Annotated in this window: 18 protein-coding genes; 16 read left to right on the plus strand and 2 right to left on the minus strand. The window is 43.8% G+C overall.

Annotated features, from left to right (window positions below; genetic code table 11):
• Positions 1-36 precede the first annotated feature (36 nt).
• Positions 37-1,323: a serine dehydratase subunit alpha family protein gene (locus HMPREF9010_RS07350; protein WP_008650272.1), complete on the plus strand. Its 1,287-nt coding sequence runs from the start codon at positions 37-39 to the stop codon at positions 1,321-1,323.
• A 127-nt stretch (positions 1,324-1,450) separates the two neighbouring features.
• Here HMPREF9010_RS07350 and HMPREF9010_RS07345 read toward each other — a convergent pair whose 3' ends face one another.
• Positions 1,451-2,029, minus strand: coding sequence for a peptidylprolyl isomerase (locus HMPREF9010_RS07345; protein ID WP_004306740.1), 579 nt, complete (start codon positions 2,027-2,029; stop codon positions 1,451-1,453).
• Positions 2,030-2,510: 481 nt separating this feature from the next.
• On the opposite strand from HMPREF9010_RS07345, the gene ilvD reads away from it, so the two are divergent.
• From ilvD to ilvC, 5 genes are all read left to right on the plus strand, one after another.
• Positions 2,511-4,310 (plus strand): dihydroxy-acid dehydratase, encoded by a 1,800-nt coding sequence (gene ilvD, locus HMPREF9010_RS07340; protein ID WP_008650273.1) that lies wholly within the window; start codon positions 2,511-2,513, stop codon positions 4,308-4,310.
• Positions 4,311-4,434: 124 nt separating this feature from the next.
• Positions 4,435-6,129, plus strand: coding sequence for a biosynthetic-type acetolactate synthase large subunit (ilvB, locus tag HMPREF9010_RS07335; RefSeq protein WP_008650274.1), 1,695 nt, complete (start codon positions 4,435-4,437; stop codon positions 6,127-6,129).
• A gap of 56 nt (positions 6,130-6,185) precedes the next feature.
• Positions 6,186-6,749, plus strand: coding sequence for an acetolactate synthase small subunit (ilvN, locus tag HMPREF9010_RS07330; RefSeq protein ID WP_008650275.1), 564 nt, complete (start codon positions 6,186-6,188; stop codon positions 6,747-6,749).
• Complete coding sequence (locus HMPREF9010_RS07325; RefSeq protein WP_008650277.1) at positions 6,749-7,492, plus strand: acyl-[acyl-carrier-protein] thioesterase; 744 nt, start codon at positions 6,749-6,751, stop codon at positions 7,490-7,492. The genes ilvN and HMPREF9010_RS07325 overlap by 1 nt, the downstream gene beginning before the upstream one ends.
• Before the next feature lie 67 nt (positions 7,493-7,559).
• On the plus strand, positions 7,560-8,603 hold the full coding sequence (gene ilvC / locus HMPREF9010_RS07320; RefSeq protein ID WP_008650279.1) for a ketol-acid reductoisomerase: 1,044 nt from the start codon (positions 7,560-7,562) through the stop codon (positions 8,601-8,603).
• 476 nt (positions 8,604-9,079) lie between these two features.
• Here the strand turns inward: ilvC and HMPREF9010_RS07315 are convergent, their stop codons facing one another.
• A complete protein-coding gene (locus tag HMPREF9010_RS07315) occupies positions 9,080-11,017 on the minus strand; it encodes an AAA domain-containing protein (RefSeq protein WP_050428295.1) in 1,938 nt (645 codons plus the stop codon).
• A gap of 66 nt (positions 11,018-11,083) precedes the next feature.
• On the opposite strand from HMPREF9010_RS07315, the gene HMPREF9010_RS07310 reads away from it, so the two are divergent.
• The 10 genes from HMPREF9010_RS07310 to HMPREF9010_RS26380 all read left to right on the plus strand — a co-directional run.
• Positions 11,084-13,327 (plus strand): aconitate hydratase, encoded by a 2,244-nt coding sequence (locus HMPREF9010_RS07310; protein WP_008650281.1) that lies wholly within the window; start codon positions 11,084-11,086, stop codon positions 13,325-13,327.
• A gap of 3 nt (positions 13,328-13,330) precedes the next feature.
• Entirely contained in the window at positions 13,331-14,527 is a 1,197-nt protein-coding gene (icd, locus tag HMPREF9010_RS07305) for an NADP-dependent isocitrate dehydrogenase (RefSeq protein ID WP_008650282.1), read from the plus strand.
• Between the two features lie 20 nt (positions 14,528-14,547).
• Entirely contained in the window at positions 14,548-15,891 is a 1,344-nt protein-coding gene (locus HMPREF9010_RS07300; protein ID WP_008650283.1) for a citrate/2-methylcitrate synthase, read from the plus strand.
• 193 nt (positions 15,892-16,084) lie between these two features.
• Positions 16,085-16,846: a DUF1295 domain-containing protein gene (locus tag HMPREF9010_RS07295; protein WP_008650284.1), complete on the plus strand. Its 762-nt coding sequence runs from the start codon at positions 16,085-16,087 to the stop codon at positions 16,844-16,846.
• Positions 16,847-16,897: 51 nt separating this feature from the next.
• Entirely contained in the window at positions 16,898-18,121 is a 1,224-nt protein-coding gene (locus HMPREF9010_RS07290; RefSeq protein ID WP_008650285.1) for an NADH:flavin oxidoreductase, read from the plus strand.
• Entirely contained in the window at positions 18,118-18,969 is an 852-nt protein-coding gene (locus tag HMPREF9010_RS07285; protein ID WP_004321850.1) for an SDR family oxidoreductase, read from the plus strand. Before HMPREF9010_RS07290 ends, HMPREF9010_RS07285 begins: the two co-directional genes overlap by 4 nt.
• Before the next feature lie 192 nt (positions 18,970-19,161).
• Entirely contained in the window at positions 19,162-21,576 is a 2,415-nt protein-coding gene (locus tag HMPREF9010_RS07280; protein ID WP_032852833.1) for a TonB-dependent receptor, read from the plus strand.
• Positions 21,577-21,616: 40 nt separating this feature from the next.
• On the plus strand, positions 21,617-23,005 hold the full coding sequence (locus HMPREF9010_RS07275; RefSeq protein ID WP_004306780.1) for a DUF4374 domain-containing protein: 1,389 nt from the start codon (positions 21,617-21,619) through the stop codon (positions 23,003-23,005).
• 89 nt (positions 23,006-23,094) lie between these two features.
• Positions 23,095-24,303: a PepSY-associated TM helix domain-containing protein gene (locus tag HMPREF9010_RS07270; RefSeq protein WP_008650288.1), complete on the plus strand. Its 1,209-nt coding sequence runs from the start codon at positions 23,095-23,097 to the stop codon at positions 24,301-24,303.
• A 252-nt stretch (positions 24,304-24,555) separates the two neighbouring features.
• Positions 24,556-24,870 (plus strand): hypothetical protein (locus HMPREF9010_RS26380; RefSeq protein WP_032852861.1); only part of this gene is annotated, 315 nt, incomplete at its 3' end.

The following is a 24,870-nucleotide window of genomic DNA, read 5'->3' on the forward strand; positions in this document are numbered from 1 at the left end:
TTTTCCTATTTTTGTGGAACCAAAACTTATAAGTCCATGACTGAATCAGAAAGAAGGCAAATTATAGAGTTGATTAAGAAAGAAGTCATTCCGGCTATTGGATGTACGGAACCTATCGCAGTAGCGCTTTGTGTAGCTAAAGCTGCTGAAACGTTGGGAGTGAAACCGGAAAAGATAGACGTCTTGTTAAGTGCTAATATACTAAAGAATGCCATGGGAGTCGGAATCCCGGGAACGGGTATGGTAGGCCTTCCCATAGCTGTGGCTTTAGGTGCGTTGATTGGCAAATCAGACTATCAGTTGGAGGTGTTGAGGGACTGTACGCCGGAAGCAGTGGAACAGGGGAAACGGTTCATTGCAGAAAAACGGATTTGTATTTCTCTGAAAGAAGATATTACGGAAAAGCTTTATATCGAAGTGATTTGTAAAGCGGGAGATAAAACAGCTAAAGCTATCATTGCCGGTGGGCATACTACCTTTATATATATAGCCAAAGATGAACAGACATTGTTCGACAAGCAACATACAGTCAGCGAGGAAGAGGAAGATGCTTCGCTCGAATTAAACTTGCGTAAAGTCTATGACTTTGCACTGACTGCTCCGTTGGATGAGATTCGTTTCATTCTTGATACAGCCCGTTTGAATAAAGCTGCTGCCGAGCAAGCCTTTAAAGGTAACTACGGACATTCTTTAGGCAAAATGCTTCGGGGAACTTACGAACATAAAGTGATGGGTGACAGCGTATTTTCTCATATTCTTTCTTATACATCAGCTGCTTGCGACGCCCGGATGGCGGGTGCAATGATTCCTGTCATGAGTAATTCTGGCAGTGGTAATCAGGGGATATCCGCTACACTCCCTGTCGTTGTCTTTGCCGAAGAGAACGGAAAGAGCGAAGAAGAACTTATCCGTGCTTTAATGTTAAGCCATCTCACTGTTATATATATCAAACAAAGTTTAGGACGTCTGTCAGCTTTGTGTGGCTGCGTGGTAGCTGCTACCGGATCCAGTTGTGGAATCACCTGGTTGATGGGGGGAAACTACAATCAGGTTGCCTTCGCCGTTCAAAACATGATTGCTAATCTGACAGGAATGATTTGTGACGGTGCAAAACCGAGTTGTGCATTGAAAGTAACTACCGGAGTTTCGACAGCCGTATTATCTGCAATGATGGCAATGGAAGACCGTTGTGTGACTTCCGTAGAGGGAATTATCGACGAAGATGTAGATCAAAGTATCCGCAACCTGACAAGGATCGGCTCGCAAGCCATGAACGAAACGGATAAAATGGTGCTTGACATCATGACGCATAAAGGATGCTGATTTCAAGTATTAAGTATCAGGTATTAAGTATTAGCTCAAATAACGGCATAAAAAAAGTATTAAGTATTAAGGCCCGGCTGTGTCCGCACGGAATTAATACTTAATACTTTATAATTTAATACTTTATTTAGTGACAGTGTCCGCCTTCGCAACCGCAGTCGTCGCCACAGCCATCACCGCAGCTGTCGCATCCGCAACCACAGCCATCACCACCACTCATCATTTTCACAAGTTCCTGAATTTCTTCGTTCGTAGCAGGACGGCTTTCCAGTATTTCACCTTCAAAGATCAGGTCGGCACCAGCCAACGGATGGTTGAGGTCAACTACTACAATATCCGGTTTGATTTCTACTACGCTGGCATTTACGCGTTGACCGTCACCAGTCATCAAAGGTACGATGTTACCTTCTTTAATACGTTCGCTGTCAAATTTGCCATCTATTTCAAATATATTTTTGGGGAGGTCAATGACGTGTTGTTCGTCATATTGTCCGTAAGCCTTATCTGCCGGAATGGTAAAGTCAAATTTATCACCTTTAGAAAGAGCAGTTATTTGATTTTCGAAGTCTTCGAGTGTTGTTCCTAATCCTGAAATGAATTGAAAGGGATGTTCTGCTTTTGCTTCTTCGAACAACTCTTTTTCACCATCTTCCATTGTATATAGTTTGTATGCAACGGTAATGTACTTGTTTTCTACTGTTTCCATCTGATATTTTTTGTTTCTGATTAATAATTCCCGGTAATCCGGGGCGACAAAGATACGAATTATTTGCTTGTCCTCCGGTATAGGGAGGGTAAATTTCAGATTATTAAGTGCTTTTGTCAGAAAAAGAAGGTGGAGTGTGCACTTAGATAATAGTTGTAAATTCAACCTTTAAGTGATAAAATAGAGAAATAATACCTCTCTTTTCTTACAATTATTCGCTTTTAAGTGATTTTTTTCTTCGATTTGTTTGGATATAATAAAAAAGCCCTTACCTTTGCAGCACGAAAATAAAGAAAAGAAGATATGAATATGTTACATACATCTATTAACCTAGCAGTCCTGCATATTATTCGCGTCGTGGTGGTCCCATCAAGAGCGTGAGAAAGGTTTTTGTGTTGTATGTGTTCGTACCATAAAAGATAGAATTTAGAGCCTTTCTCACTTGTGTGAGGAAGGCTCTTTAATTAAAAGATAGATTGAAATGAAAAAGCAATTACGCAGTTCGTTTAGTACACAAGGCCGTCGGATGGCGGGAGCCCGTGCGTTATGGGCAGCCAACGGCATGAAGAAGAACCAGATGGGTAAACCCATTATCGCTATCGTCAATTCGTTCACACAGTTTGTTCCGGGACATGTGCATCTGCATGAAATCGGTCAGCTAGTGAAGGCGGAGATTGAGAAGCTGGGATGCTTCGCTGCGGAATTCAATACAATAGCTATTGACGACGGTATAGCAATGGGACATGATGGTATGCTTTACTCGCTTCCTTCACGTGACATCATTGCAGACAGTGTAGAATATATGGTTAATGCGCACAAGGCAGATGCAATGGTATGTATCAGCAATTGCGATAAGATTACTCCCGGAATGTTGATGGCGGCTATGCGTTTGAATATTCCTGCCGTATTTGTATCGGGCGGTCCGATGGAAGCCGGAGAATGGAATGGTCAGCACCTGGATTTGATCGACGCGATGATTAAATCGGCTGATGAAAGTGTCAGCGATCAGGAAGTAGCGAATATCGAGCAAAATGCTTGTCCTACTTGCGGATGTTGTTCCGGTATGTTTACCGCCAATTCAATGAACTGCCTGAATGAAGCAATCGGACTGGCTCTTCCCGGAAACGGAACCATCGTAGCTACACACGAGAATCGTACGCAGCTTTTCAAAGATGCAGCAGAACTGATCGTAAAAAATGCAAAGTTATATTATGAAGAAGGAGACGAAAGTGTGCTTCCTCGTAGCATTGCTACCCGTCAGGCTTTCTTGAATGCCATGACGCTGGATATAGCAATGGGTGGTTCTACTAATACAGTTCTTCACCTGTTGGCTATTGCTCATGAAGCAGAGGTAGATTTCAAGATGGATGATATCGATATGCTTTCCCGCAAGGCTCCTTGTCTCTGCAAGGTGGCTCCCAATACACAGAAATATCATATTCAGGATGTAAACCGTGCCGGTGGTATTATTGCTATCATGGATGAACTGGCAAAAGGCGGTCTGATAGATACATCTGTTCGACGGGTAGACGGAATGTCATTGGCGGAAGCTATTAATGAATATTCAATCACCAGCCCGAATGTAAGCGAAAAGGCAATTAAAAAATATTCGAGTGCAGCCGGAAATAGATTCAATCTCGTACTTGGTTCACAGGGCATGTACTATAAGGAACTGGATAAAGACCGTGCAAACGGATGTATCCGTGATTTGGAACATGCTTATAGCAAAGACGGTGGATTGGCCGTATTGAAAGGCAACATTGCCCAAGACGGTTGTGTGGTAAAAACAGCAGGTGTAGACGAAAGTATCTGGAAGTTTACCGGACCTGCCAAAGTATTTGATTCGCAAGAAGCAGCCTGTGAAGGCATCCTCGGAGGCCGAGTCGTCAGTGGCGATGTAGTCGTCATTACGCACGAAGGTCCGAAGGGTGGTCCCGGTATGCAGGAAATGCTTTATCCTACCTCTTATATCAAATCTCGTCATCTCGGAAAAGAATGTGCTTTGATTACCGACGGACGTTTCAGCGGTGGAACTTCCGGATTGAGTATCGGACATATTTCTCCTGAAGCGGCAGCTGGAGGCAATATCGGAAAAATTGTAGACGGAGACATTATCGAAATCGATATTCCGGCCCGGAAGATTAACGTGCGACTGACGGATGAAGAACTGGCGGCCCGTCCGATGACTCCTGTCACTCGTGACCGTTATGTACCGAAGAGCCTGAAGGCGTATGCCAGCATGGTAAGCTCTGCCGATAAGGGAGCAGTGAGAATTATATAATATAGTTGGTGATAGTTGATAGGTAATAGTTAGCTGCGCAGCACTTAGCGCAATGATTGTAAACCATTCATTTTCAACTGTCATTTCTCAACTATCATTTATCATTTATCAACTATCAACTAATATGAAAGATTTAATAACAGGTGCAGAGGCTTTGATGCGCTCCTTGGAACATCAGGGAGTGACTACCATCTTTGGTTACCCCGGTGGTTCTATTATGCCGGTATTCGATGCCTTGTACGATCATCAAAATATATTGAACCATATCTTGGTTCGTCACGAGCAGGGAGCCGCCCATGCCGCACAAGGTTATGCCCGTGTATCGGGTGATGTAGGTGTTTGCCTGGTGACGAGCGGTCCCGGAGCAACCAATACGGTAACAGGCATTGCGGATGCGATGATCGATAGTACGCCTATCGTGGTGATTGCCGGACAGGTAGGAACAGGCTTTCTTGGGACCGATGCTTTTCAGGAAGTTGACTTGGTAGGTATTACCCAGCCAATCACTAAATGGAGTTATCAGATTCGCCGTGCGGAAGATGTAGCCTGGGCGGTAGCACGTGCGTTTTACATTGCCCGTAGTGGTCGTCCGGGGCCGGTGGTACTGGACTTTGCCAAAAATGCGCAAGTGGAGAAAACGAAATACGAACCAACGAAAGTCGATTTTATCCGTAGTTATGTTCCTGTTCCCGATACGGACGAGGAGACTGTACAGGCTGCTGCCGAACTGATTAATAACGCTGAACGTCCGCTTGTATTGGTTGGACAAGGTGTTGAACTGGGAAATGCACAGAGCGAATTGCGCGAGTTTATCGAAAAAGCGGATATGCCTGCGGGTTGTACGCTGCTCGGACTTTCGGCTTTGCCGACAGAACATCCGTTGAATAAAGGTATGTTGGGTATGCATGGCAATCTGGGACCGAATATCAATACCAATAAATGCGATGTGCTGATTGCTGTCGGTATGCGTTTTGACGACCGTGTGACCGGTAATTTGGCTACTTATGCCAAACAGGCAAAAGTGATTCATTTTGATATCGATCCTGCGGAAGTTAATAAGAATGTAAAGGTAGATGTAGCTGTATTGGGAGATTGCAAGGAAACACTGGCTTCTGTGACGAAGCTCCTGAAAAAGAACACTCATACCGAATGGATTGATAGCTTCAAAGAATATGAGAAAGTAGAGGAGGAAAAAGTAATCCGTCCTGAACTTCATCCTGCCACAAACTCTTTGAGTATGGGAGAAGTGGTACGTGCGGTAAGCAATGCCACTCAACATGAAGCAGTTTTGGTAACAGATGTAGGTCAAAATCAGATGATATCTGCACGTTACTTCAAATATACGAAAGAACGCAGTATCATCACTTCCGGAGGACTTGGAACTATGGGCTTCGGTCTTCCCGCAGCTATCGGGGCAACTTTTGGAGCACCGGAACGTACCGTATGCGTATTTATGGGAGATGGTGGACTGCAAATGAATATTCAGGAGTTGGGTACGATTATGGAGCAGAAAGCTCCGGTGAAAATTATCTGCCTGAATAATAATTACCTCGGAAACGTACGCCAGTGGCAAGCTATGTTCTTCAATCGCCGCTATTCGTTTACTCCGATGTTGAATCCGGATTATATGAAGGTTGCTTCGGCTTATGATATTCCTTCCAAACGTGCTTTCACCCGTGAAGAACTGAAAGAAGCTATTGCAGAAATGCTGGCGACAGATGGTCCGTTCCTGCTCGAAGCGTGCGTAGTGGAAGAAGGCAATGTTTTGCCAATGACTCCTCCGGGTGGTTCGGTCAATCAGATGCTGTTGGAATGCTAGGAGAAGTTGAATATTGAGAATGGAAGATTGAAAGTTCGCAATTAAAATTTAGGATTATGAGTGACAAGACATTATATACGATAATAGTTCATTCCGAAAATATAGCCGGATTGCTGAATCAGGTAACTGCTGTATTTACTCGTCGGCAAATCAACATCGAGAGTCTGAATGTATCTGCTTCTTCTATTAAAGGTGTACACAAGTATACGATTACAGCTTTGACGGATAAGGACACCATTGAGAAGGTAGTGAAACAGATCGAAAAGAAGATCGATGTGATTCAGGCACATTATTTCACCGAGGATGAAATATACTTCCATGAGATTGCACTATATAAGGTATCTACTCCTGCTTTTCAGGAAACTCCGGAAGCATCCAAGTTGATCCGCAGATACAATGCCCGTGTAGTTGAAGTTAATCCGGTATTTTCTATTGTCGAGAAAAATGGTATGAGCGAAGATATAACCTCACTCTACGGTGAACTGAAGGCTTTAAATTGTGTTTTGCAGTTTGTTCGGTCGGGACGCGTAGCGATTACTACCAGTTGCTTTGAACGGGTGAACGAGTTTCTCGATGGACGGGAAGCCATGTATAACCAGAGTAAAAACCAACAAGAATAATGAGTGAAGAAAATAAAATAGGAACTTATCAGTTTGTGGCAGAACCGTTCCATGTTGACTTTAACGGACGTCTGACTATGGGCGTACTGGGAAATCATTTGTTGAATTGTGCCGGTTTTCACGCAAGTGACCGTGGCTTTGGTATTGCAACACTGAACGAGGATAATTACACTTGGGTACTTTCGCGTCTGGCCATTGAGTTGGATGAAATGCCTTATCAATATGAGGATTTTTCAGTTCAAACATGGGTGGAAAATGTTTACCGCTTGTTTACTGACCGTAACTTCGCTATTATTGATAAGGATGGGAAAAAGATTGGTTATGCGCGTTCCGTATGGGCGATGATTAATCTCAATACCCGCAAACCGGCCGATTTACTGACCTTGCACGGAGGAAGTATCGTAGATTATGTCTGTGACGAACCTTGTCCTATTGAAAAGCCTTCACGTATTAAAGTGACAAGCGACCAGCCAATGGCTACCCTGACGGCAAAATACAGTGATATTGATATTAACGGTCATGTGAACAGCATCCGTTACATCGAGCATATCCTTGATTTGTTCCCGATAGAGCTATACAAGACCAAACGTATCCGCCGTTTCGAGATGGCGTACGTAGCCGAAAGTTATTTTGGTGATGAGCTCTCTTTCTTCTGCGATGAAGTGAATGCAAACGAGTTTCACGTAGAAGTAAAGAAGAATGGCAGCGAAGTTGTTTGCCGTTCGAAAGTGATATTTGAATAAATGTGAGAATACAAAATTAATTAATAACGGATGACGTAAGTCATCAAAAACTAAAAACAAAAAGAAAATGGCACAGTTGAATTTTGGAGGTACTACTGAAACTGTAGTAATCCGTGACGAATTTCCATTGGAAAAAGCTCGTGAAGTATTGAAAAATGAAACAATTGCTGTAATCGGTTATGGCGTACAGGGACCTGGACAGGCACTGAACTTGCGTGATAACGGTTTCAATGTAATCGTTGGTCAACGTGAAGGAAAAACATACGATAAAGCAGTAGCAGACGGATGGGTTCCGGGCGAAACTTTGTTCGGCATTGAAGAAGCTTGCGAGAAAGGTACTATCGTAATGTGCTTGTTGTCTGACGCAGCAGTAATGTCTGTATGGCCTACTATCAAGCCTTACCTGACTGCCGGAAAAGCTCTTTATTTCTCACATGGTTTTGCTATCACTTGGAACGACCGTACAGGTGTAGTTCCTCCTACTGATATCGACGTTATCATGGTTGCTCCTAAAGGTTCGGGTACCTCTTTGCGTACAATGTTCCTCGAAGGACGTGGCTTGAACTCTTCTTATGCTATCTATCAGGATGCTACAGGCAAAGCAATGGATAGAACCATCGCACTGGGTATCGGTATTGGTTCCGGTTATCTGTTCGAAACAACTTTCCAACGTGAAGCTACTTCTGACTTGACAGGTGAACGCGGTTCATTGATGGGCGCTATCCAAGGTTTGTTGCTGGCACAGTACGAAGTATTGCGTGAAAACGGTCATACTCCTTCTGAAGCATTCAATGAAACAGTGGAAGAACTGACACAGTCATTGATGCCGTTGTTTGCAAAGAACGGTATGGACTGGATGTACGCTAACTGTTCTACTACTGCTCAACGTGGTGCTCTTGATTGGATGGGCCCTTTCCACGACGCTATCAAACCGGTAGTTGAAAAGTTGTATCATAGCGTCAAGACTGGTAACGAAGCACAGATTTCTATCGATAGTAATTCACAACCTGATTATCGTGAAAAATTGAATGAAGAGCTCCGTCAACTACGTGAAAGCGAAATGTGGCAGACTGCTGTAACTGTTCGTAAACTTCGTCCGGAAAATAATTAAACTGGATAAATTATACAAGTTTCTAAAAGGGAGAGGGCTGTTTGCTTTCTCTCTTTTTTTTGTTAAAAAGAGATTTAGAAATGAACAAATGAGGCTTGCCGAAATTTTTTTTCAAAAATATATTGATTATATGGACAAAAAATGCAAGTTTATGTTTATCTTTGCGTCATCAGATAAAATAAACGAGAAGTATGAATTAACTTAACCAGCCCTGAAGAATGATTAACATCACTAAATAGATAAACGAATGACGCTGCTTTTGATTTTTCAGAAGTGGTGATTTAGTGTGTTTTACCTTTGTGGAAGTTGATATTTCTTTTTAAGATCTGTATTTGTATATTGAAAATAAAAGTCATTTATTGACTTCTTAAATAAAGAATAGTACTGATGTGAAATAAAATATTGTTTGTTTTGTTTGTGTTAAAACGAAGTGCGGTTTCGTGAGAAAGTGCACTTTGTTAAAAGGAGGATTAAATTTAATCCTCCTTTTTAATGAATAACATCAGTCTTTTATAGAAAGGATGTTTGGTAAGGGTGGAGGCATCTCCTAATATAACAAGCTTCATTCGTGCCCTTGTAATCGCTACATTCATTCTTCGCAAATCATTCAGGAAGCCAATCTGTCCATCCTCGTTGGCACGTACAAGACTGATGAAAATAACATCTCTCTCCTGTCCCTGAAAACCGTCTACCGTGTTTACGGTGATGAGGCTGCGGAAGGGACGTAAAAAGCTATTCCCTTTGATCTTTCCCCTCAAATATTGCACTTGCGCTTTGTAGGGTGAAATCAGACCGAAATCAATTCTTTCATCCAGTATCCGTTCTTTGCCGATACGTTCGATATATGCTTCCAGTTCCTGTAGTAATAGATTGGCTTCCTGCTTGTTGATGCGTCCGAAACTCTCGCCTACAAAATCTTCGTGAAAGTCCATTTCTGAAGTATCAATCCAGTTCATAGGAGTGTCAAAGTCAAGAATACCTCGGTAGCGTACTTCCGGGGCGGCTTCCAATTCTCCGTGGTAGAACCAGTCGGAAGGAAACTGCATGATGGCCTCGTGCATTCTGTACTGTACTTTTAGTAAAGAGACAGCAGAAGGCTTTAGCTGAACCACTTTTTCCATTAACGTGTGATCCAGTCCTCCACGAGCGGCTTCTATACATTTGATAGTCGGCGGAAGCTGGCAATGATCTCCTGCAAGGATGACACGGTCTGCCTTACGGATGGCAATCCAGCAGGCAGCTTCGAGGGCTTGTGCAGCTTCGTCGATGAATAAAGTCGAAAAACGACGTCCGTTGAGCAGGCGGTGGTTGCTGCTGACTAGGGTAGAAGCAATCACGCGGGCACTGTCGAAAAGATCGGCATTGATTTGTATTTCCAACTCCGTGGCGCGGTCGCGGAGATGGCTTATGCGATTACGCATACCTTCCCGTTCAGAATAACTACCCCGTCGCATCCGGCTACCCATTTCACGGATTGATTTGCGAATTCCCCAAAGCTCCGGATAGGCAGGATGACTTTCAAACCGGCGTTCGTAGGTGGATGAAAGCATTTTGTCGTTGACTCGGGTTGGATTTCCAATGCGTAGCACGGGTACTCCCCGGTCTACCAGTTTCTCACAAATCCAGTCGACAGCCGTGTTGCTTTGCGCACAGACAAGCACTTGTGGTTCCCGGTGCAATGTTTCGTAAATCGCTTCGACAAGAGTCGTTGTCTTTCCGGTTCCCGGAGGACCGTGAACAATAGATACATCACGCGTACATAGCACCTTGTTGACTGCTGTTTCCTGTGTACTGTTCAGCCATGGGAAGCGGACAGGATATAATTCGCGGAATCCCGGCTTTTGGGGACCCAGCAAAATGTCGCGCAGTTCCGCCAGGCGGTTGTCTTTGGCGCGTATCGTGTCTTCCAGTGCCTCGAACATGGCCCGGTACGATGTTTCGTCAAAATAAAGTTGTACTCCCAGTATACCGTCAGTTTGCAGTTCCGCTAAAGCTCCCGCTCCGGGGAGTACAACGACCATTCGTTCTTCGTCGGCAAAGCTGACGGTAGCGATGAAATCCATATATTTCACTTTTCCTTCGAATGACTGGTGGAAAAAGCAAACAGGACGGCCGAACTCAAAGGAATGCTCTATTTCTTTATTTTCGGTCCGTGTAATATCTATTACAAGCTGATTCAGCGAATTGTAGTAACTTCGGCCAAGAGAGACAGGATACCAGCAGAGACCGCGCTTCACTTTACGGGCAACGCCCATTGTTTCGGTCTGCCGCTTAAATTCTTCCTTCTCATATTCATACTCCATCCGCAGGAGGAGTTGCTGTTGCTGAAGGTCTATAATGGGACTTTTCGGATTATTACTCATAATAGGCGCAAAGGTAACAAATCTTCGTTCCGGGTAGAAAAAATATTTCATTTTGTTAAACATTACTCGAACGCCGTTCGTTATTTTAATAGATAGACTAAAAAAACAAAAAGCAATATGGTATATGATGTGACTATGTTAGAAGCTTTCTACGCTGCTTATAAAGGAAAGGTAGAACACGTACGGGCTATACTGAAACGCCCTTTGACGTTGGCCGAGAAGATTTTGTATGCTCATCTGTATGATGTAGCCGATTTGAAAGATTACAAACGTGGGGAGGATTATGTGAATTTCCGTCCCGACCGTGTGGCTATGCAGGATGCAACTGCGCAGATGGCTTTGCTCCAATTTATGAATGCAGGTAAGGATCAGGTGGCTGTGCCTTCGACAGTGCATTGCGATCACTTGATACAGGCGTATAAAGGTGCAAAGGCGGATATTGCTACGGCAAGACTGACTAATGAAGAAGTATACGATTTCCTCCGTGATGTATCTTCCCGTTATGGCATTGGCTTCTGGAAACCGGGAGCAGGAATTATCCATCAGGTAGTGCTCGAAAACTATGCTTTCCCCGGTGGTATGATGGTGGGAACAGACTCTCATACGCCTAATGCAGGCGGACTGGGCATGGTGGCTATCGGTGTCGGTGGCGCGGATGCTGTGGATGTGATGACAGGAATGGAATGGGAGCTGAAAATGCCGAAGATTATTGGTGTTCGTCTGACCGGAAAACTGAGCGGTTGGACTTCTCCGAAAGACGTGATTCTGAAGCTGGCCGGCATCCTTACCGTAAAAGGAGGAACGAATGCTATTATCGAATATTTTGGTCCCGGAACCGAATCCCTTTCTGCTACCGGGAAAGCTACCATTTGCAATATGGGTGCCGAAGTTGGAGCTACTACCTCTTTATTCCCCTTTGACGGGCGCATGGCTACTTATTTGAGAGCTACCGGAAGAAATTGTGTAGTCGATTGGGCTGAATCTGTTGATGCAGATCTTCGTGCAGACGACATTGTGACCGACGAACCATCCAACTATTACGATCGTGTAATTGAAATAGACTTGTCAGAACTCGAACCTTATATAAACGGGCCGTTTACACCGGATGCCGCTACTCCTATCTCTGAATTTGCAGAAAAAGTGTTATTGAACGGCTACCCTCGTAAAATGGAGGTGGGCTTGATAGGTTCATGTACCAATTCTTCTTATCAGGATTTGAGCCGTGCAGCTTCTCTGGCAAAGCAGGTGACAGAAAAGAATTTGAGCGTCGCTTCTCCGCTGATCGTCAATCCGGGTTCGGAGCAAATTCGGGCTACTGCCGAAAGAGACGGCATGATTGAAGCTTTTGAACGGCTGGGAGCCACGATTATGGCAAATGCTTGTGGACCTTGTATCGGTCAGTGGAAACGTCAGACGGACGATCCGACACGGAAAAACTCAATCGTCACCTCTTTCAATCGTAATTTTGCCAAACGCGCTGACGGTAATCCCAATACCTATGCGTTTGTAGCTTCTCCGGAACTAACGATGGCGTTAACGATAGCCGGTGATCTCTGTTTCAACCCGTTGAAAGACAGATTGGTGAATCATAACGGAGAAAAAGTGAAACTCTCCGAGCCTGTAGGAGATGAACTTCCTTTGAAAGGTTTTGAACAGGGAAATGAGGGATATATTGCCCCCCACGGAGCAAAAACGGAAATCAGGGTAAAACCGGATTCCCAACGTCTCCAGCTTCTGACTCCTTTCCCGGCATGGGACGGACAGGACTTGCTGAACATGCCTTTATTGATTAAAGCACAGGGAAAATGTACTACCGACCATATCTCTATGGCAGGTCCGTGGCTCCGCTTCCGTGGACATTTGGAGAATATTTCCGACAATATGCTGATGGGGGCTGTCAATGCTTTCAATGGTGAAACGAACCGTGTTTGGAATCGTTCGACAAATACTTATGGAACAGTTTCCGGTACGGCAAAGATGTATAAATCCGAAGGTATTCCGTCTATTGTTGTTGCCGAAGAGAATTATGGAGAAGGTTCCAGCCGTGAACATGCAGCCATGGAACCACGCTTCCTCAATGTACGTGTCATTTTGGCTAAGAGTTTTGCCCGTATCCACGAAACAAATCTGAAAAAACAAGGAATGCTTGCTCTTACTTTTGTAGATAAAGCAGACTATGATAAAATTCGGGAACACGATCTTCTGTCCGTATCAGGCTTAGTCCATTTCGCACCGGGGCGCAATTTGACGATTGTTCTTCATCACGAAGACGGAACGAAAGAAAGTTTTGAAGTGCAACATACCTATAATGAACAGCAGATAGCTTGGTTCCGTGCCGGTTCTGCCTTAAATGCAAGATAAAAAATGAGCAAAATAACCATGCAAACAGATGGTACGCTGTTGGTACCCGATGTGCCTACCGTACCTTATATTACCGGCGATGGAGTAGGAGCCGAAGTGACTCCTGCCATGCAAGCCGTAGTGGACGCAGCTATCCGGAAAGCATACGGCGGCAAACGTCGGATCGAATGGAAAGAAGTGTTGGCGGGAGAACGTGCCTTCAACGCGACTGGTTCCTGGTTGCCGGATGAAACAATGGAAACTTTTCAGGAATACCTGGTAGGAATCAAAGGTCCGTTGACAACTCCTGTCGGAGGTGGAATCCGTTCGTTGAACGTAGCACTGCGTCAGACACTTGATTTATACGTCTGTCTTCGTCCGGTTCGTTGGTATCAGGGCGTACAGTCGCCTGTCAAATCACCGGAGAAAGTGAACATGTGTGTGTTTCGTGAAAATACGGAAGATATTTATGCAGGTATCGAATGGGAAGCCGGAACTCCGGAAGCTGAAAAGTTCTATCAATTCCTGAAAGATGAAATGGGCGTGACAAAAGTCCGTTTCCCGGAAACCTCTTCTTTCGGTGTGAAACCTGTATCACGTGAGGGCACGGAGCGTCTTGTACGTGCTGCCTGCCAGTATGCGCTCGACCATCATTTGCCTTCCGTAACGCTGGTGCATAAAGGGAATATCATGAAGTTTACCGAAGGTGGTTTCAAAAAATGGGGCTACGAACTGGCGCAACGTGAATTTGGCGATGCTTTGGCAGATGGCAGACTGGTGATAAAAGATTGCATTGCGGATGCTTTCTTACAAAATACACTCCTGATTCCCGAAGAATATTCCGTGATAGCCACCTTAAACCTCAACGGAGACTATGTTTCTGACCAACTGGCGGCTATGGTAGGCGGTATCGGTATCGCTCCGGGAGCAAATATCAACTACCAGACAGGTCATGCCATCTTTGAAGCGACTCACGGAACAGCCCCCAATATTGCGGGAAAAGATGTGGTGAACCCTTGTTCTATTATCCTTTCGGCAGTAATGATGCTCGAATATTTTGACTGGAAAGAAGCGGCTGCTCTGATAGAGAAAGCCTTGGAACAAAGCTTCTTGGACGCTCGCGCTACACACGATTTAGCCCGTTTTATGCCGAATGGAACCTCCCTCTCTACTTCCGCTTTCACTCGTGAGATCGTGGAAAGAATTGAAAAACAAAAGTAACGAATAAAAAACGAAGAAAGATGAAAAAAGAGTACTTGATTTACAAGCTTTCCGAGGAAATGAAGGAAGCTACCCGGATTGATACAGAATTGTTCTCCAAGTTTGATGTGAAGCGCGGATTGCGTAATGAAGACGGCACAGGTGTATTGGTAGGTTTAACCAGAATCGGTAATGTAGTAGGATATGAACGTGTTCCGGGTGGTGGACTGAAGCCCATACCGGGAAAACTGTTCTATCGCGGTTATGATGTGGAAGATATTTCTCATGCCATTATCAAAGAGAAACGCTTTGGTTTTGAAGAAGTGGCTTACCTGCTGCTTTCCGGACGTCTGCCGGATAAAGAAGAACTGCTTTCTTTCCGTGAGTTGATTAACGACAATATGCCGTTGGAACAGAAAACGAAAATGAACATCATCGAGTTGGAAGGAAACAACATCATGAATATTCTTTCACGCAGTGTACTCGAAATGTATCGTTTTGACGCAAATGCGGATGATACTTCCCGGGATAACCTGATGCGTCAGAGTATTGAACTGATTTCGAAATTCCCCACTATCATCGCTTATGCTTATAATATGCTTCGTCATGCTACTTTCGGACGTTCTCTGCATATCCGCCATCCGCAGGAAAAGCTTTCTATTGCCGAGAATTTCCTGTATATGCTGAAAAAAGACTATACCGAACTGGATGCACGCACCCTCGATTTGTTGCTGATTCTTCAGGCAGAGCATGGTGGTGGTAATAACTCCACTTTCACCGTTCGTGTTACTTCTTCTACCGGAACAGATACTTATTCGGCCATCGCCGCAGGTATCGGTTCGCTGAAAGGCCCGCTTCATGGAGGTGCCAATATTCAGGTTGCCGACATGTTCCACCATCTGAAAGAGAATATCAAGGACTGGACAAGTGTCGATGAAATAGACACTTACTTCACCCGGATGTTGAACAAAGAAGTGTATAACAAGACCGGACTGATCTATGGTATAGGACATGCCGTTTATACCATTTCCGACCCTCGTGCTCTTCTATTGAAGGAACTGGCTCGCGACCTTGCCCGTGAAAAAGGCAGAGAAAGCGAATTTGCTTTTCTCGAACTGTTGGAAGAACGTGCCATCGCTACTTTCGGACGTGTTAAAAACAATGGAAAGACAGTATCCAGCAATATCGACTTCTATTCGGGCTTCGTTTATGAAATGATCGGTTTGCCGCAGGAAATCTTCACCCCTCTGTTTGCCATGGCGCGTATCGTAGGCTGGTGTGCACACCGCAATGAAGAATTGACTTTCGACGGTAAACGGATTATCCGCCCGGCTTATAAGAATGTGCTTGATGATTTGGCTTATATTCCAATTAAGAAACGCTGATAAAAACAAATCCTTTTATTGAATAGATAAGTAATCCCGGATGTGTGTCTGATCATTTCAGGTATGCATCCGGGAAATTTTACATTTTCTCCTTTTTTATGTTCGTAAAAGAATGTACTTCAGATTCTTTCTATTTTTTGTATCGTCGTTTATCTCATTTTTGTTATTTTTGCGTGTTACAAAATAGATCGATATGAGTATAGATGCTTTTAATCTGTTTCTGGGTGTGATGAGCCTGATTGCTTTGCTTGTTTTTATCTCCCTTTACTTTGTGAAAGCCGGATATGGTATTTTCCGCACGGCATCGTGGGGTGTAGCTATCTCCAATAAACTAGCCTGGATATTGATGGAAGCTCCGGTTTTCGTGGTGATGTGCGTGATGTGGATATATTCCGAACGTAGGTTCGAGCCGGTGATCTTTACTTTCTTCCTCTTCTTTCAAATCCACTATTTTCAGCGTGCTTTCATTTTCCCACTGTTGCTGACTGGGAAAAGTAAGATGCCGCTGGCAATCATGTCGATGGGAGTTCTTTTTAATTTGCTGAATGGCTATATGCAAGGAAAATGGATCTTTTATCTTGCTCCCGAAACGATGTATCAATCCGGTTGGTTCACTTCGCCGTGGTTTATTATAGGCACACTGCTCTTTTTCACAGGTATGTTGTTGAACTGGCATTCGGATTATATCATCCGCCATTTGCGCAAACCGGGAGATACCCGGCATTATCTGCCTCAAAAAGGGATGTACCGTTATGTCACTTCCGCCAACTATTTCGGTGAGATAGTAGAATGGGCAGGTTGGGCGATACTCACTTGTTCACTTTCCGGCTTGGTCTTCCTTTGGTGGACGATTGCTAACCTTGTTCCCCGTGCCAACGCTATTTGGTGCCGTTATCGCGAAGAATTCGGAGACGCAGTGGGAGAACGGAAACGAGTGTTTCCTTTCCTTTATTAGGGACGCTCTTCATCACGATTTACATATGACTTAAATAAAATATCAACTACTATGGAATCTAAACTTTTTAGCCCGGTCACCTTTGGCCCTTTGACGCTGCGGAATCGAACGATCCGTTCGGCAGCTTTTGAGAGTATGTGTCCGGAGAATACTCCCACGCAGATGTTGCTGGATTACCATCGGTCGGTAGCTGCGGGGGGAGTGGGTATGACAACAGTGGCTTATGCTGCCGTGACACAAAGCGGACTTTCTTTCGACCGTCAGTTGTGGTTGCGTCCGTCCATTATTCCCCGTTTACATGAACTGACAAAGGCTGTGCACGATGAAGGTGCCGCAGTAGGTATACAAATCGGGCATTGTGGAAATATGTCCCATAGAAATATTTGTGGTGTCACTCCTATATCCGCATCTTCAGGCTTCAACCTCTATTCTCCTACGTTTGTGCGTGGAATGGAAAAAGAGGAGCTGCCGGAAATGGCGAAAGCGTATGGAAATGCAGTCAATCTGGCGAGGAAAGCCGGATTTGACGCCGTTGAAGTACATGCGGGGCACGGCTATTTGATTAGTCAATTCCTGTCTCCCTACACCAATCATCGGAAAGATGAATATGGTGGTTCGCTCGAAAACCGGATGCGTTTTATGGATATGGTGATGGAAGAAGTGATGAAAGCGGCAGGCAGTGATATGGCAGTTTTCGTAAAAATGAATATGCGCGACGGCTTCAAAGGAGGAATGGAGATAGACGAATCCATACAAGTGGCCAAACGTCTGTTGGAACTTGGCGCTCATGGATTGGTGTTGAGTGGTGGTTTTGTCAGTAAAGCGCCGATGTATGTAATGAGAGGTGCCATGCCGATTCGTTCGATGTCTTACTATATGAATTGTTGGTGGCTGAAATACGGAGTCCGTATGTTTGGCAAATGGATGATACCCTCTGTACCCTTCAAAGAGGCCTATTTCCTTGAAGATGCACTGAAATTCCGTGCGGCTCTTCCGGATGCGCCGTTGATTTATGTCGGTGGTCTTGTTTCCCGTCAGAAAATAGATGAAGTGCTCGATTCCGGTTTTGATGCCGTGCAGATGGCGAGAGCTTTGCTCAACGAACCGGGATTTGTGAACCGGATGAAACAGGAGGAACAAGCACGTTGCAACTGTGGACACAGTAATTATTGCATAGGACGTATGTATACGATAGAAATGGCTTGTCATCAACATTTGAAAGAACAATTACCTTCCTCTTTACAAAAGGAGATTGATAAACTGGAGAAAAAATGAGTGAAATGAAATGGGCAATCATCACCGGTGCGGACGGAGGAATGGGAACAGAAATAACACGTGCCGTAGCCAAAGCCGGTTATCGAATCATAATGGCTTGTTATCATCCGCAGAAAGCGGAGGTTGTTCGTGAACGTTTGAGCAAGGAAACCGGAAACCCGGATTTGGAAGTAATAGCTATCGATTTATCTTCTATGCAATCCGTAGTTGCTTTTGCCAGTCAGATCTTAGAAAGGAATCTTCCCATCTCTTTGTTGATGAATAATGCCGGAACGATGGAGACAGGTTTTCATACTACTTCCGAAGGATTCGAACGAACGGTAAGTGTGAACTACATGGGACCTTATCTGCTTACCCGGAAATTAATTCCGTTGATGGTGCGTGGAGCGCGTATCGTAAATATGGTTTCCTGTACATACGCAATCGGCAAGCTCGACTTCCCGGATTTCTTTCATAGAGGGAAAACGGGAACGTTTTGGAGGATTCCTGTTTACAGTAACACGAAGCTGGCTTTATTATTATTTACTTTCGAACTTTCCGAGCAACTTCGAGAGAAGGGGATTACCGTCAATGCTGCCGATCCGGGAATTGTTTCTACTGATATCATCACTATGCACAAGTGGTTCGATCCGTTGACGGATATTTTTTTCCGTCCTTTTATCCGTAAACCCAAGAAAGGGGCTTCTACGGCAATCGGTTTACTGTTGGACGAAAAGGAAGCCGGTGTGACAGGGCAACTGTATGTCAATAACCACCGGAAAAACTTGTCTGATAAATACACGAATCATGTGCAAAAAGAGCAGTTGTGGGAGGTAACGGAACGTGCGTTGGCGAGTTGGCTGAAGTAGGTTTTCTTTTCTTTTTTTATTTAAATTATCCAGTATTTACTTATATATAGGTATTGTACATATCTATATACCTCATTTTTGTTGTCTTATTTTTACCAATAGATAGGGATTGTTTGGCATCCCTCTTTCTGCTTACCTTTGCATCGCTTTTAAAGCAATGAAAAGGTTATAAAGTAAAAAGGTAAAAAGGAGATGAGCAATAAATATTTTTTGGTTTTTCTGGCATTCTTGTTTTCCGTATCCGTATATTCACAACATGGGCGTCACCGTAGTAGTTTAATTTCGGGCAGAGTGATGTCCACGGAGAAAGAAGTGGTGGATTTTGCGACAGTTTATCTGAAAGGAACCAACCAAGGATGCTATACCGATGAAAAAGGTATATATCATTTGAAAACTACAGCAGGTGAATATACACTCGTCGTTTCGGCTATCGGTTATCAAACGGTAGAAAAGAAAGTTAAATTAGCCAAGGGAGAAAGAATAAAAGTAAACGTCACTATCGCGCCGGCGGTAAAAGAACTGGGAGAGGTGCTGGTCACGACATCCGGAGTCGGCCGTGTGAATCAGTCTGCTTTTAATGCGGTAGCCATTGATGCGAAGAAATTGCATAACAGTACGCAGACTTTGGCGGGTGCACTGACTAAAGTGCCCGGTGTAAAACTCCGCGAATCAGGTGGAGTGGGGTCGGATATGCAATTGTATATCGATGGCTTTAGCGGAAAACATGTGAAAATCTTCATTGACGGCGTACCACAGGAAGGAGCCGGTGCTGCATTCGATTTGAACAATGTTCCTATTAATTTTGCTGACCGTATAGAAGTCTATAAAGGAGTGGTTCCCGTAGGATTCGGAACCGATGCCATTGGGGGAGTGGTTAATATTGTCACCAACAAACAACCCGGAAAGTGGTTTATGGATGCTTCCTATTCTTACGGATCGTTTAATACTCATAAATCATACGTGCGCTTCGGACAAACGTTTAAGAATGGTTTTATGTATGAAGTCAATGCTTTTCAAAACTTTTCGGATAATGATTATTATGTAGATACTTACGTACGCGAATTTGAGATTAAAGAAGATGGAAGCGTACGTTTCCCGCCACTTGACAAAAATAAGATTTATCATCTGAAACGTTTTAATGACCAGTATCATAATGAAGCCGTGATTGGAAAAATCGGCCTGGTAGGAAAGAAATGGGCAGACCGTTTGGCGTTGAGTTTCAATTATTCCCATTTCTATAAAGAGTTACAAACAGGCGTTTATCAAGATGTCGTGTTCGGTGAAAAATTCCGCAAAGGACATTCGTTGGTCCCTTCTTTAGAATATTACAAAAAGAACTTATTGGTGAAAAACCTGGATCTGCTGTTGACTGCCAATTACAATCATAATATCACCAACAATGTCGATACCGCTTCGCGGGCTTACAACTGGCGTGGAGATTTTTATGAAAAAGGCAGCCGGGGAGAACAGTCTTACCAGAACAGTGAATCTAAAAATAAAAACTGGAATGGGACGCTGAAGATGAATTACCATATCGGACAGGCGCATACGTTTACTTTCAGTCATGTAATCAGTGATTTTGAACGTACGAGCCGCTCTACCATCGGTGCTTCTTCCAAATTCACGGACTTTTCTATTCCTAAAATCACCCGTAAAAACGTCAGCGGGCTTTCTTACCGTCTGATGCCGTCGGACAGATGGAATGTGTCGGCATTTGCCAAATATTATCGGCAATACAACAAGGGACCGGTATCGCAGAATACGGATGGAATAGGCAATTATATCAATCTGTCCAATACGGCAAGTGCTCTTGGATATGGAGCGGCAGGTACCTATTTTATATGGAAAGATCTTCAGGTGAAACTTTCGTACGAAAAGGCTTTCCGCCTGCCGACCACGGACGAACTCTTTGGAGATGAAGACCTTGAAGCTGGTAAAATGAATCTGAAACCGGAGAAAAGTGATAATGTCAATTTGAGTTTCAGCTATAATCATCAGTTTGGCAAGCATGGATTGTATGCCGAGGCCGGTTTGATATATCGGGATACGAAAGATTATATAAAAAGAGGACTGGACGTATTGGGAGGAACAAGCTACGGATATTATGAGAACCACGGTCACGTAAGGACCAAAGGGTATAATTTGTCATTGCTTTATAGCTTCTCGCGTTGGTTTGATATAGGAGGAACATTCAATAGCATCGATACTCGTGATTACGAAAAGTTTCTGGCGGGTTCCTCTTTGCAAGAAAGCATGCACTATAAAGTGCGTATGCCGAATCTGCCCTATCGTTATGCTAATATCAATGCAAATTTTTATTGGAATGACCTGTTTGTCAAAGGAAATGTGTTGAGCATCGGCTATGATAGCTACTGGCAGCACGATTTTCCTCTTTACTGGGAGAATCTCGGAGATAAAGATTCAAAGAATATGGTGCCGGAACAGTTTTCTCATAATCTGTCTTTGTCCTACACCATGAAGAATGGACGTTATAATGTATCATTTGAATGTCGGAATTTCACCGATGCCCAACTGTTTGACAATTTTAGTCTGCAAAAAGCGGGGCACGCATTCTATGGAAAGTTCAGAGTGTTTTTCGGTAAATAATAAGAGTAAGTTTTTAGTATCAATCAATAATAAAGAATATATGAAGAAGTTTTTATTACAGGCTTTTGCCATAGCTTTTTGCTTGAGTAGCGGTGTGTTTGTGGCATCTTGCGACGATGATAATAATCCGGTGGATAACCCGCCAATTGATGGAGAAACGGCTTATGTGGTGGCTGCCACAACCGGTGAAGCAAGTTATTTGGTAGTAGCCAATTCTTTGGATGAAGGAACAGTGTCGACTCAAGGGAATGGAACCGAGGTGATTGGCGGTACCTATTGGGTATATAAAGGATTGGATTATGTGTTTGCTTTAGTTTATAATAAAGGTGGCGCAGGTACAGGAGCTTCCTATTATCTGGGGGCAGATGGTAAAATGAAAGAAAAGTACACATACACTTATAATCGTATCACGTCTTATGGAACCTGGGGGGATAAAGTGGTGACTGTTTCCACCGGGGACTCGAAAATAACAGATGAGGATCAGAATGTGGCTCAAGCATTGTTGTTCAACTATTTGGATGCGACCGATGGCAGTCAGGAAGAGGGTACCTTGCTTGCCGAAAATTACTTGGGTAATGGTGAAAAAGTTTCATGGGCAGGTCTGGTTGAAGCTAACAATAAGATTTATACATCTGTCATCCCAATGGGAATGAGTAAGTACGGTATTAAAAAATGGCCGGAAGCTGTGACAGATCAGGAACTTGTGACTAAGACTGACGGTGGTAGCGGCAGCGGTGCATATACAGCCGGTGTCATTCCTTCTACACAATACCCGGATAATGCTTATGTGGCAATTTATAGTGGCACGAACTTCAATGAGACTCCGGTGATTGCCAAGACTGATAAAATAGGCTATGCATGCGGTCGTATGCGTTCACAATATTATCAGACCATTTGGGCCGCTGATAATGGTGACGTCTATGTGTTCTCTCCCGGATATGGACGTACGGCAGTTTCATCTTCAGATTTGAAGAAGGTAACAGGACAGAAGCCTTCGGGCGCAATGCGTATCAAAGCAGGCGCAACAGATTTCGATCCGGATTACTATGTGAACTTTGAAGAGATAGGCACTAAACATCCTATTTTCCGTTGCTGGCACATCTCTGAAGATTACTTCCTGCTTCAATTGTATAAAAAGGGAGCGGAAGATATGATTAATGGCGGTACAAGTGCAGATGTTAGCGAATTAGCTGTTTTCAAGGCGGAAGATCAGACGATTATGCCTGTTACAGGTCTGCCGGCTGACGGAAAGTTTGGTGGCGAGCCTTATGGAGAAAAAGGGTATGCTTATATGGCTGTCACTGTGACTACGGGCGAGAAACCGGCCTTCTATAAAATAGACGCAAAAACAGGCAAGGCAGTCAAAGGTTTGACGGTAGAGGCTGACGCTATCACTACGGTAGGTAAGATGGAATATCTTTCAAAATAATACAGTCGGTTAAATAGAGAATCTTTTGTAGATAAAAGCCTGCCGAGCGGAAAGCTTTGCAGGCTTTTTCAAGAAATAGTAATGAAAACATGAAAAAAATATTCAGAAAGATACATTTGTGGCTTTCCGTCCCTTTCGGACTGATAATAACTCTTGTCTGCTTCTCCGGTGCCATGCTGGTATTTGAAAATGAGGCGAATGAGTGGTTTCGACGCGACCTTTACTACGTAGAAACGGTAAAGGGGTCTCCTCTTCCTATGGATAAGTTGCTTGAAAAAGTGGCGACGACATTGCCTGACAGTGTAGCGGTGACCGGTGTCAGCATATCTTCTGATCCCGGACGTGCGTATCAGGTTAGTCTTTCCAAACCACGTCGTGCATCTTTGTATGTAGACCAGTATACGGGCGAAGTAAAAGGAAAAAGCGAGCGTAGCGGCTTTTTTATGTTTATGTTCCGAATGCATCGCTGGCTTCTGGATAGTATGAATCCGGGAAATGAAGGAATCTTTTGGGGCAAAATGATTGTAGGTGTCAGTACGCTTTTACTTGTTTTTGTACTGATTTCGGGAATTGTCATTTGGTGGCCGCGTACACGTAAAGCATTGAAGAATAGCCTGAAAATAACAGCAACAAAAGGTTGGAGAAGGTTTTGGTATGACTTGCATGTGGCAGGTGGAATGTATGCTCTGATCTTTCTACTGGCTATGGCACTGACGGGATTGACCTGGTCTTTTCCGTGGTATCGGACGGCTTTCTATAAGGTCTTCGGGGTAGAAGTACAGCAACGTGCCGCCCAAGGACATGAACAGAAAAGTGATGCTCAAAAGAGAAATACCAAACTGGCAGCCCATCGGGAAAAGAAAAGAGAAGGAAATGAGGTTCGAAAGGGTGAAAGAAGCAGACGTCCGGAAAACAATCATAGTGATATGTACTCGGTAACTTCACCATTCGTTTATTGGCAAGAGATTTATGATAAACTAAGACGTCAGAATCCGGAGTATAAGCAAATCAGTATTTCTTCTGGTACGGCAAGCGTGTCTTTCAACCGTTTCGGTAATCAGCGGGCATCTGACCGTTATTCTTTCAATACGGATAATGGTGAATTTACAGAAACAAGTCTTTATCAACATCAAGACAAGTCGGGAAAGATTCGTGGTTGGATTTATTCTGTGCATGTTGGTAACTGGGGAGGAATGTTTACTCGCATACTTACCTTTATTGCTGCCTTATTGGGGTCTGCACTACCACTGACTGGATATTATTTATGGATAAAAAGACTCATAAAGGTACGGAAATGAATGAAATTTTTTCCTACTATAAAGTTGAAAAACATAAAAACATCTGCCACCTGCAACGAAAAGCGTGTAATACACTAGTTAATAGATAGTTGTAACGTTGCAGATACCTGTGGCAGATAGGTTGCAGATAAAGTATCTGCAACACGTTATATAATCAAAGAAAAAGCCTTGATCCCTTTGTGCAAAGCTATGGGATAATTGGGGGACTGTAGTGTACTGAATAAGTTGACACTTCTTAAATTCGAAATTCACATGGAAGAATTAAAAAAGAAGTACACTCCTTACACAGAATCTGAACGAATGTCGTATATTCGTGAGTATTTATCGACTTCCGAAACGAAGTATCAGTTTGCCAAGCGTACGGGTATTTGCCGTCGTTTGCTGATTCTTTGGCTTGATAAGTATCATATAAATGATAAAGTTATGAGTACAGAACAACCCTCTTTAAGAAAAGCCTCTGATGAGTCTCTCAATGAACTGGAGAAAGAACTCGCTGCATTGCGTGCCGAAAACCGCAAGCTTCAGCGTGCCCTTCAGGAGGAAAGTCTTCGTCATGAAGCTTGTGAG

Origin of the sequence: Bacteroides sp. 3_1_23 (assembly GCF_000162555.1) — a bacterium.
Lineage (GTDB): Bacteria > Bacteroidota > Bacteroidia > Bacteroidales > Bacteroidaceae > Bacteroides > Bacteroides ovatus.

Coding starts and splice junctions, on each gene's coding strand:
- HMPREF9010_RS07350 (WP_008650272.1), top strand. CDS start 37: ATGACTGAATCAGAAAGAAGGCAAATTATAGAGTTGATTAAGAAAGAA.
- HMPREF9010_RS07290 (WP_008650285.1), top strand. CDS start 16,898: ATGGAATCTAAACTTTTTAGCCCGGTCACCTTTGGCCCTTTGACGCTG.
- HMPREF9010_RS07315 (WP_050428295.1), bottom strand. CDS start 11,017: ATGAAATATTTTTTCTACCCGGAACGAAGATTTGTTACCTTTGCGCCT.
- HMPREF9010_RS07275 (WP_004306780.1), top strand. CDS start 21,617: ATGAAGAAGTTTTTATTACAGGCTTTTGCCATAGCTTTTTGCTTGAGT.
- HMPREF9010_RS07310 (WP_008650281.1), top strand. CDS start 11,084: ATGGTATATGATGTGACTATGTTAGAAGCTTTCTACGCTGCTTATAAA.
- ilvN (WP_008650275.1), top strand. CDS start 6,186: ATGAGTGACAAGACATTATATACGATAATAGTTCATTCCGAAAATATA.
- HMPREF9010_RS07300 (WP_008650283.1), top strand. CDS start 14,548: ATGAAAAAAGAGTACTTGATTTACAAGCTTTCCGAGGAAATGAAGGAA.
- HMPREF9010_RS07325 (WP_008650277.1), top strand. CDS start 6,749: ATGAGTGAAGAAAATAAAATAGGAACTTATCAGTTTGTGGCAGAACCG.
- icd (WP_008650282.1), top strand. CDS start 13,331: ATGAGCAAAATAACCATGCAAACAGATGGTACGCTGTTGGTACCCGAT.
- HMPREF9010_RS07285 (WP_004321850.1), top strand. CDS start 18,118: ATGAGTGAAATGAAATGGGCAATCATCACCGGTGCGGACGGAGGAATG.
- ilvC (WP_008650279.1), top strand. CDS start 7,560: ATGGCACAGTTGAATTTTGGAGGTACTACTGAAACTGTAGTAATCCGT.
- HMPREF9010_RS07295 (WP_008650284.1), top strand. CDS start 16,085: ATGAGTATAGATGCTTTTAATCTGTTTCTGGGTGTGATGAGCCTGATT.
- ilvB (WP_008650274.1), top strand. CDS start 4,435: ATGAAAGATTTAATAACAGGTGCAGAGGCTTTGATGCGCTCCTTGGAA.
- ilvD (WP_008650273.1), top strand. CDS start 2,511: ATGAAAAAGCAATTACGCAGTTCGTTTAGTACACAAGGCCGTCGGATG.
- HMPREF9010_RS07345 (WP_004306740.1), bottom strand. CDS start 2,029: ATGGAAACAGTAGAAAACAAGTACATTACCGTTGCATACAAACTATAT.
- HMPREF9010_RS07270 (WP_008650288.1), top strand. CDS start 23,095: ATGAAAAAAATATTCAGAAAGATACATTTGTGGCTTTCCGTCCCTTTC.
- HMPREF9010_RS07280 (WP_032852833.1), top strand. CDS start 19,162: ATGAGCAATAAATATTTTTTGGTTTTTCTGGCATTCTTGTTTTCCGTA.